Genomic DNA, 9,193 nt, shown 5'->3' with positions numbered 1-9,193 from the left:
AATTAGTGGCAGAAACAGCCGAAAACCTGTGTTTGGGTTTCGGCTGTCGGGGAAAGGGCTTTTTTGCAAAGGTCTCGGGTAATCTGTTGTTTAGCAACAATACGCTTCGCAGATTGAGCTTTAGTAGCGGTTTCACACGAGCATTTGGTAAAAAATCAAAAGGCCGTCTGAAAACTTTCTTCAGACGACCTTTTGGATTTCTGCAGCTGGGTTTGCCGCACATCAAGCAAGAATCTTAGTCTAAGTTATCATATCAGGATAAAGGCACTGAGGATAAAGGCACCTGATACGGATAAAAACCGTCAGAAAACTGATAGGCAAATTCGGTGTTTAACCATAATTTAACTTTTGAAAAACCATCGTATTGAATACTATTAGCTACTTCAAACCTATAGGCCGTCTGAAAAGTTTTCAGACGACCTTTGATAGTATTTACAGTTGTAATGATACGTTTGTCTGAGTTAAATACCGTTTATCTGAAATGGGTTGTAGGTTTATGGGAATGTGGCATTTTATTGGAAATTTTATTTTGAAGATGGATATTCTTGTGGAAAAAACAAAAGCCGTTCCCTTTAATCCTAAACAGATTTCTTTTTTCTTTTTCTTTTTCTCTATTCCATTTTTTATTGTCAGCTTCCAGGATTTAAAAAATTATAGTTATTATCTATATAATCAACCTAAATATAAAAGTTTGCATACTATTACTGGAGAAGTTATCCATGATGACCGCCTACCACCTGGAAAGTATAAAGAAAGATTGGATGGAATTTATATTAAAACAAAGAATAAAAACATAAATATTTACTGTGGTAATGTGAATAAGCTCCTAGTAGGGTATGGAGCTAGAGGTATAGGAGGAGTTTATGCGCCGGGTAGATGTGATTGGATTGCGGTAAAGCTAGAAAGGGAAGGTAAGTGCATATCAGACTCAAATAAAATATTTTGTGAAAATCCAAGAAACTTATATGGTTATAAAGTATATGCTAAAGTAGATGATAATATGACAATTTATGAGCTAAAGCTAAATGATAGTATTTTTTATACTTATGGAGAAATGGTTTCGCTTTATAGGAATAGATATATTGCAAATCTAAAATCAGATTTATCTTTTTGGTTTATTTTTTTTATATTGTCTCTATTATTTTTTATAATTAGCCGTAATGATAAATATAAAAATCTTAGAATTTTGTCAAGCAGTAAGTAACTAAAAATTAGGAGTTTGTTTTCATATCAAGAGTTTCTGAAGCTATAAATATTGGTAATGGTGTCGTTAATGCGAGCAATATTTCAAGCAATAATCTTGTACTTCCCAATCAAGATAACTCATCAAGAGAATATACTAGTCAGGATTGGATAAATGCGGCTGGTGCTACATATGGTTATTTAGACAATTTATTGCAAATTGGTGGGAAATCATTGCCATTTGCAAATTCGGCTGCTATTGGTTCTGCTTCCTATAATCTGTGTTGATGATGAAAGGTCGTCTGAAAACCTTGGAAACAGGGTTTCAGACGACCTTTATTATTTTTTAGGCTTATTTTAGATATTTCGATTACTTTTTAATGAGTGATTATCGAGTTACATAAATTCTTTTTCGTTCAGGCTGTCTATTTAGAAAGGATTGCATGGAGTTATCTAAGTTTGCTATATAATCGCGTTTCTTTGATGATGAACAAACGTCGTCTGAAAACGTACCTTGTTTTTCAGACGACCTAAAATAAAACCGACATACAAAGGATCCGAACCATGTTTCACAGCATCAATGCCTATACCGGCGAAACCCTTTGTCGCCGACCTGCGCAAAGTTATGCCGAGTTTGCACAAGAATTGGCAGCGTTGAGAGTACGTCGGCAGGCGTTTGCGCGATTGGGCGTTACCGGGCGGACTGCTTTGCTGCAAGCTTTTGCCGAGCGTTTGGCGCAAAACAAAGAGCGGCTTGCGGAAATGGTTTGTGAAGAAGTCGGACGCTGCCTGCATGAATGCCGTGCTGAATTGGATAAATCCGTCGAACTCATCCGATATTATGTCCGCCTTGCCCCCGAGTTGCTGGCGCATAAGACCATTGCCACGCAGGCGAGCCTCAGTCAGGTGCGTTTTGAGCCGTTGGGTGTTGTGCTTGCCGTCATGCCGTGGAACTATCCTGTCTGGCAGGTTTTGCGTTTTGCTATTCCCGCGCTTTGTGCGGGCAATGCTTGTGCCGTCAAACCTGCGCCCAGTGTTGCGCGGGTCAGCGCGGCACTGCTGGAACTGGTTTCAGACGACCTCCCGTTGATTGGTGCGTGGCTGGATAACGACGATACCTTGAAAGCCATCGAAGACACCGATGCGATGGCGTTTACCGGCTCGACGCAGACCGGCCGCCTGCTCGCCGCCCATGCGGGATTGCACCTCAAGAAAACCGTCCTCGAACTTGGCGGCAGCAATCCTTTCATCGTCATGCCCGATGCGGATCTCGAACGCGCCGCTGCGGAAGCCTGTTATTCGCGTTTCCGCGACGCCGGTCAGTCTTGCAACGCCGCCAAACGTATTATCGTTACCGAAGCCATCGCCGACCGCTTCATCCCCCTGTTTCTTGCCGAATGCGCCAAATTGCAAACAGGCGATCCTAAAGACCCCGCAACCACACTCGCACCGCTGCACCGCGAAGACTTGCGCGCAAACGTACACGCTCAAGTGCAGGACGCAGTCGCACACGGCGCAGAAGTTTTGGTAGGCGGTTTCATTCCCGAAGGAAAGGGCTGGTTTTACCCTGCCACCGTGTTGGACAAAGTAAATCCTGACTGTCGCGTTTGGAATGAAGAGGTTTTCGGGCCGGTTGCCATGATTTTGCGGGCGAGGGATGAAAAACATGCCATCGCCCTTGCCAACGATACGCCTTACGGACTGGGCGCAAGCATTTATACCGCCGATACCCGCCGTGCATGGGAGTTTGCCGAAAAAATCCAAGCAGGCTCGGTCTTTATCAACCGCCACACAAGCAGCGACCTTCGCCTTCCCTTTGGCGGCGTTAAAGCCTCAGGTTACGGACGGGAATTGTCTGAATTCGGGTTGTATGAATTTGTGAACGTGAAAACGTATTGGCAGAAATAAAAATGGATTGAAAAAGGTCGTCTGAAAACGCTGGATTGTCTATATTGCGTTTTCAGACGACCTTCTTTTTGTTGAAGCGGTAGTTTGTTTTTCTCAATATTCTCCGTAGGAATGGTGTATTTGGAAATTTCCGATTATTGAATAAGGATTTTCATTTGCACTGGAATGACGGAATCTTTTTTATATTTATAAGGTCGTCTGAAAACCTCTTTCAGACGACCTTTGAAGTCTCTCCACCAAAATCATCGTATTTCTTTGGCTGCTTCTTGCTCCGCTTTATAACGGCGCAGATAGGCAAGCGCGGCGGCTTTTTCTTCTTCGTTACCATATTTGACATCGCGTTGGGCGCGGCGCAATTCGGCGCGCTCTTTGGCTTCTTCGATTTGCCGGTTTTTGAATGCTTCGCGGTTGTCGGATGCAACCAGCTTGTCTTGTTGGGATTGGGCTTTCGCCATGGCTTTGGCAATCAAATCCATGGGATTGAAGGCAGGTTTGGCGGCAGCTTGGGTTTTGGCTTGAATTTGCGCCTGCTTGGCTTTAACGGCGGCTTCGCGCTCGGCAAGCATGGCTTTGCGTTCCGCCTCGTCGCGCGCTTTGCGCTCCGTGTGCCAATCAAAACGGTTTTGCGCGTGTTCGGCAGCGGCGAAACGCGCTTCGGAAGAGCGACTCAGGCTACGCGCGGCGGGGAGGTATTCCTGTTCGGAAGGTATCATGTCGATACAGTCCACCGGACAAGGCGGGAGGCAGAGTCCGCAGCCTGTGCATTCGTCGCTGATAACGGTGTGCATGAACTTGCTTGCACCCATAATTGCATCGACGGGACAAGCGCGGATGCAGGCGGTACAGCCGATACAGGCGGCTTCGTCTATCAGGGCGACGGCTTTGGGCTGGATTTTGACGGGCGCGACGCGCGGTTTGCCCAATAAAGCGGCAATATCGACCATCACCGCTTCTCCTCCGGGCGCGCACAAATTAACAGGCGCATCCTCGTGCAACAAAGCTTGCGCATAAGGCAGGCAGCCTTGATAGCCGCATTCTCGGCACTGGGTTTGCGGCAGCAGGCGGTTGATGGCTTGAAGGTCGGTCGGCATGGCGGATAGAGTCAAAATCGAAAGGGCGTATTTTATCGGGAAACGGAGTGTAGGGGAATAAAGGGGTTGAAAATACAAGAGATTCTTCTATCGTTTTACAGCAAATTCAAGTAAGAACGACGGAATTTGAATGATGGTATAAGTATCCTGTATTTAAACCTCATACGGTGTTGTGGGTAAGAATGTAAATATGGAAGGTCGTCTGAAACTCCCGATTTCAGGTTTTCAGACGACCTTTGGCATTGGTGCGGTCAAGGCAGTTTGGGTCGGACTTTGACGCTTAAGGGCAAGTGGTCGGAGAGGCGTTGCCAGTTTTTGCCGTTGTGGATTTGGGAGTCTAAGACTTCCAAGTTGCGGGTATAGACGCGGTCGAGGCTGAGGACGGGCAGGCGGGCGGGGAAGGTTTTGGGGCGTTTGCCGTTGCTGTCCACGAATACTTCGTTCAGGTTCAAGGCGTTGCCTAAGGATAGGGCGGATTTTTGCCGCCAGTCGTTGAAGTCGCCGGCGAGAATCAGCGGGCTTTGCGGGTCGATGTGATGCACGACGTATTCGAAGATGGCGCGGTATTGTTTGGCGCGGTCGGGTTCGCGCAGGTTGAGGTGGGCGCAGAGGCAGACGAGCGGGGTGTCCCAGCCTTCGGGCAAGACTTCGCAATGGAGTACGCCGCGCTGTTCGAGTTTGTTGACGCTGATGTTGAGATTGTGGCGGGTTTCCAGCGGCAGGCGGCTGAGGATGGCGTTGCCGTGGTGGCGCTGCGGGTAAACGGCGTTTTTGCCGTAGCTGCGGTTGTAGGAAAGGCGGTCGCCGAGGATGTCGTAATGCGGTTGTTCGGGGAAGTCGGGCAGCCTGTTGCTGCGGGTCAGGTGTTGACCTTGCACTTCCTGCAAAAACAGAACATCCGAGCCTATGCCGCGAAGCTCTTCCGCCATGTTGTCCACTTGGACTTTGCGGTTGAGCGCGGACATGCCTTTGTGCATGTTGTATGAGGTGATGGTAATCGGGTGGGGGGACATGATGTGTAACCGTAGTGTGTGAGTAGTTTGTCGTTGTATTGATAGTATAGCACTGCAAGTGTTTGGTTTCAGTAAAGATTTGATGGGCTGGCGGCTGCTTGAAGGTAAAACGTCGTCTGAAAGGTTTCAGACGACGTTTGAGGGGGAGATGCGCGCAAAACGGTTTATTTTATAAACTCGTCCATGCCGTGTTCGCAGCGGATTTTTTGTTCGGACAGCGTGGCTTTGAGTAAGGCGTCGTTTTGCGGCAGGGCGTCGCGTTCGGCTTCGTGGTGCCAGAGGTGGTAGGCGATGCCGGCGAATTTGAGGTTGTGTCGTTTCATGCCGTTATGGAAGAGGCGGGCGACGAACTCGCTGTCTTCGCGTCCCCAGCCAACAAAGCGGTTGTCGAAGCCGTTGACGGCAAGCGCATCGCTGCGGAAAAAGCCCATATTGCAGGTTTTGATGCCTTTGTGTTTGCGGCTGCTTTGTCTGCCGATCAGGGCGGACAGGCTGCGGAAGCGCAGGGCGGACAGGCGTTTTTCTATGCCTTGGCTGAACGCGGACAAATCGGGCAATTCGCCGGAATCTAAAATTTCTTCAGTGCGTCCTTGGGTCAGGATGACGCGCGAACCTTGTATCAGCCTGCCTTTGCGTGCGAGTTTGAGGTGGTCGGCGACGAAGGACGGGTCGAGTATCATGTCGCCGTCGATGAGGATGATGTAGTCGCTTTTTGCCTGCGCCAGCGCGCGGTTGCGCGATTCGGCGGCGCGGAAGCCGTCGTCCGGCCGCCAAGAATGTTTGACGGGGATGTCAGTGTGGCTGCGGATGAACTCGACGACTTCGGCGGTGTCTTGGCGCGAACCGTCGTCCGCGACGATGATTTCGTCGGGCAGGCGGGTTTGCGCGAGCGCGGATTTTAAAACCAGCTCCAACGCATCGGGTCGGTTGTAGGTGGTCACAATCAGGGCGACGCTGATGTTGCGGTTGCGCTCGTAAAGTTTGACGTATTTGTAGTACGAACCTTGCGCGTTGGCGATGGAAATGGTCAGACCGTCCGCGCCGTAGGCGAAACCGCGTTTGAGCAGGTAGTTTTTGACAAACGATACGCTGCCGTGCAACAGGGCTTTGAAGGGTGAGCTGTCTTTTTTGTAGCGGTTTTCTTCGGCGTAGAGCGAGCTGTATTGCTGCATTTTTTGAATCAGCACTTCGGCGTTTTCAAAGGAATAGTGTTTCAGACGACCTTCGAGTGGACGGACGTTTGCATCGGGCGGCAAGATCAGCGATTCATGCACCTGACGGTCGGAAAAGCGGGTAAAGCGTCGGTGGTAGAGGCGCGGGATAATGTCGGGATACCAGCCGCAGGCTTTGATCAGGCGGCCGTTGTAGTGGTTCAGGCGCGAGAGCGAGAAGATGTTTTGTTCTTTGTTTTCCGCGACGGCTTTGCGGATGGCGGCAACCAATTCACTATCCGCCACTTCGTCGCTGTCTATGCTGAATATCCAATTGTTTTGCGCGAGACGGGCGGCAAGGTTTTTCATCGGGCCGAAGCCGATGAAGTCGTATTTGTAATAACTGACGTTGGTGAAGCGTTCGGCGATTTCAAAGGTACGGTCGGTCGAGCCGTTGTCGAGCAGCAAAACTTCGTCGAAGTCTTGAAGCGCGGTCAATACTTCGGTCAGATAGCGTTCCGAGTTTTTGACCAACATGGCTGCTGTGGCGGGAATTTTCGGGTTCATGATGAGGTCGTCTGAAAAGGGGTCGTCTGAAAAATCAAAATCGGGAAATTAAGGCAGTTTGGCAATGGCGGCGGCCAGTTCTTCAAACATACGGTCGGCATCGACTTCGGTGATCCAAAGCGCGTTGGGCGTTTTGCCGGTCGTACCGTGCCAATCGACGGCACACGCGCCGGTGGACAGACCGCTTTGCGTCTCCACATCTACGCGGCACATCCTGCCTGCAAACAATTCGGGGAATACGGCGCAGATAACGGCGCAAGGGTCGTGCAGCGGGCCGCCTTCCAAGCCGAACTGCTGAATGTCGAAACGTTCGTAACTTTGCAGAATATCCGCCAAACGGCTGCCGTTGGCGTTTTTCAGACGACGTAAGCGGTTCATGCGTTCGGAAGTGATTTGTGCCTTGTGGGTAACGTCCAGCGGCAAAATCGTAATCGGTGCGCCGCTTTGCAACACGATTTGCGCCGCGTGCGGGTCGGTGAAGAAATTGAATTCGGCGGCAGGCGTCATGTTGCCTGCTTCAAAATAATTGCCGCCCATCAGGACGATGCGTTTGATGGCGCGGACGGCTTCCGGCGCGATGCTCAACGCCAGCGCAATATTGGTCAGCGGGCCTATCGGACACAAGGTAATCGAAGCGTCTTCGGCGCGGCTCAAAGTTTCCACCAAATAGGCAACCGCGTGCTGCTTTTGCAAAGGACAGCGCGGCTCGTGTAACGCCGTACCGTCCAAGCCTGTTTTGCCGTGTACCGCTTCAGCGGTTTCCAGTTCGCGCAATAAAGGTTTGACTGCGCCAGCGTAAACGGGGAAATCTTCCTCGCCCGCCCAATCGCAGACGATGCGCGCGTTTTTTGCCGTCAAATTCATACCGACATTGCCCGCGACGACGGTCATGCCCAAAAAATCGACCAAGCCGCGCCGTGCCAGACCGTGTGCCGCCAAAATGGCCGCAGCGTCGTCCTGCCCGGGGTCGGTATCGATAATCAAACGGATTTTTTCGTTCATCGCCATCGCTTGCGCCGTCTATGTGGAAAGCGTGTATTTTAACCGATATACCGCTACAATACGCATTTCCTTTTTTCAGACGACCTCCTCCGATATGCAGCTTATCCTTGCGCCCATGCAGGGGCTGGTGGACGATGTGATGCGCGATTTGCTGACCCGTATCGGCGGCTACGACGAATGCGTCAGCGAGTTCGTCCGCATTACACACACCGTCCATTCCCGTTCCACCTGGCTCAAATACGCCCCCGAAATCGCCAACGGCAACAAGACCCCCGCCGGTACGCCCTGTACCGTCCAGCTTTTGGGTAGCGATGCCGACAATATGGCGGTCAACGCCTTGGAAGCCGTCCGCTTCGGCGCGGACAAAATCGACCTCAATTTCGGTTGTCCCGCGCCGACGGTCAACAAACACAAAGGCGGTGCCGTCCTGCTCAAAGAGCCCGACCTTATCCACCATATCGTCAAAACCCTGCGCCAACGCCTGCCCGAACACATCCCGCTCACCGGCAAAATGCGGCTTGGTTACGAAAACAAAAGCCTCGCCCTCGAATGCGCCGCCGCCATCGCCGAAGGCGGAGCCTGCGCCCTGACCGTACACGCGCGCACCAAAGTCGAAGGCTACGAACCACCCGCGCATTGGGAATGGATACGCAAAATCCGCGAACACGTCGCCATCCCCGTAACCGCCAACGGCGACGTGTTCAGCCTCAAAGACTATATCGGCATTAAAGAGATGACGGGCTGCAACAGCGTCATGCTCGGTCGCGGCGCCGTCATCCGCCCCGATTTGGCGCGCCAAATCAAACAATACGAAAACGGCGGAACCGTCCGCGATACCGATTTCGCCGAAGTTTCGGTGTGGATAAACCAATTTTTCCATTTGTGTCTCGCCAAAGAAGCGAACAACAAATACCCCGTCGCCCGCCTGAAACAATGGCTGGGCATGATGAAGAAAGAATTTGGAGAAGCTCAGGAATTGTTTGACGCGGTAAGGGCGGTCAAAGACGCAGAAGAAGTCGCGCTGATTTTGGCGGCATTTGAAGACAAGATGAATGCCGGATAATGATGAGGTCGTCTGAAAGTTTTCAGACGACCTTTAAACCCATCGCCTAAGGCGGAATAAAATAAAAACAGGACGTTTCTAAGCCGTTATAGTGGATTAACTTTAAATCAGGACAAGGCGACGAAGCCGCAGACAGTATAGATAGTACGGAACCGATTCACTTGGTGCTTCAGCACCTTAGAGAATCGTTCTCTTTGAGCTAAGGCGAGGCAACGC

General features: G+C 50.7%; 8 protein-coding genes. 4 read left to right on the top strand and 4 right to left on the bottom strand.

All coding sequences use genetic code 11. The features are described from left to right. The 3 genes from AC5M9B_RS03465 to AC5M9B_RS03455 form a co-directional block, all read left to right on the top strand. Window positions 1–239 (top strand): hypothetical protein (locus tag AC5M9B_RS03465; RefSeq protein ID WP_487648261.1); only part of this gene is annotated, 239 nt, incomplete at its 5' end. 263 nt (window positions 240–502) lie between these two features. Further along, on the top strand, window positions 503–1,204 hold the full coding sequence (locus AC5M9B_RS03460; RefSeq protein WP_146736507.1) for a hypothetical protein: 702 nt from the start codon (window positions 503–505) through the stop codon (window positions 1,202–1,204). 542 nt (window positions 1,205–1,746) lie between these two features. Next, complete coding sequence (locus tag AC5M9B_RS03455) at window positions 1,747–3,090, top strand: aldehyde dehydrogenase family protein (RefSeq protein ID WP_070655118.1); 1,344 nt, start codon at window positions 1,747–1,749, stop codon at window positions 3,088–3,090. Window positions 3,091–3,332: 242 nt separating this feature from the next. On the opposite strand, the gene AC5M9B_RS03450 is transcribed toward AC5M9B_RS03455, so the two are convergent. The 4 genes from AC5M9B_RS03450 to AC5M9B_RS03435 form a co-directional block, all read right to left on the bottom strand. Continuing rightward, the gene (locus AC5M9B_RS03450; protein ID WP_455007387.1) at window positions 3,333–4,181 is read right to left on the bottom strand and encodes an RnfABCDGE type electron transport complex subunit B; all 849 of its coding nucleotides are present in this window, start codon (window positions 4,179–4,181) and stop codon (window positions 3,333–3,335) included. A 251-nt stretch (window positions 4,182–4,432) separates the two neighbouring features. Next, complete coding sequence (locus AC5M9B_RS03445) at window positions 4,433–5,194, bottom strand: endonuclease/exonuclease/phosphatase family protein (protein WP_455007385.1); 762 nt, start codon at window positions 5,192–5,194, stop codon at window positions 4,433–4,435. 164 nt (window positions 5,195–5,358) lie between these two features. Continuing rightward, complete coding sequence (locus AC5M9B_RS03440; protein ID WP_455007384.1) at window positions 5,359–6,912, bottom strand: glycosyltransferase family 2 protein; 1,554 nt, start codon at window positions 6,910–6,912, stop codon at window positions 5,359–5,361. A 48-nt stretch (window positions 6,913–6,960) separates the two neighbouring features. Then, window positions 6,961–7,920, bottom strand: coding sequence for a nucleoside hydrolase (locus AC5M9B_RS03435; RefSeq protein WP_019270059.1), 960 nt, complete (start codon window positions 7,918–7,920; stop codon window positions 6,961–6,963). An 88-nt stretch (window positions 7,921–8,008) separates the two neighbouring features. Here AC5M9B_RS03435 and AC5M9B_RS03430 point away from each other — a divergent pair, with 88 nt between their 5' ends. After that, complete coding sequence (locus AC5M9B_RS03430) at window positions 8,009–8,977, top strand: tRNA dihydrouridine synthase (RefSeq protein ID WP_019270060.1); 969 nt, start codon at window positions 8,009–8,011, stop codon at window positions 8,975–8,977. The last annotated feature ends 216 nt before the right edge of the window (window positions 8,978–9,193 follow it).

The sequence above is a fragment of the Neisseria flava genome (genome assembly GCF_982712965.1).
The sequence above is the reverse complement of the archived record's forward strand: the minus strand, read 5'-3'. Positions and strand labels throughout refer to the sequence as shown.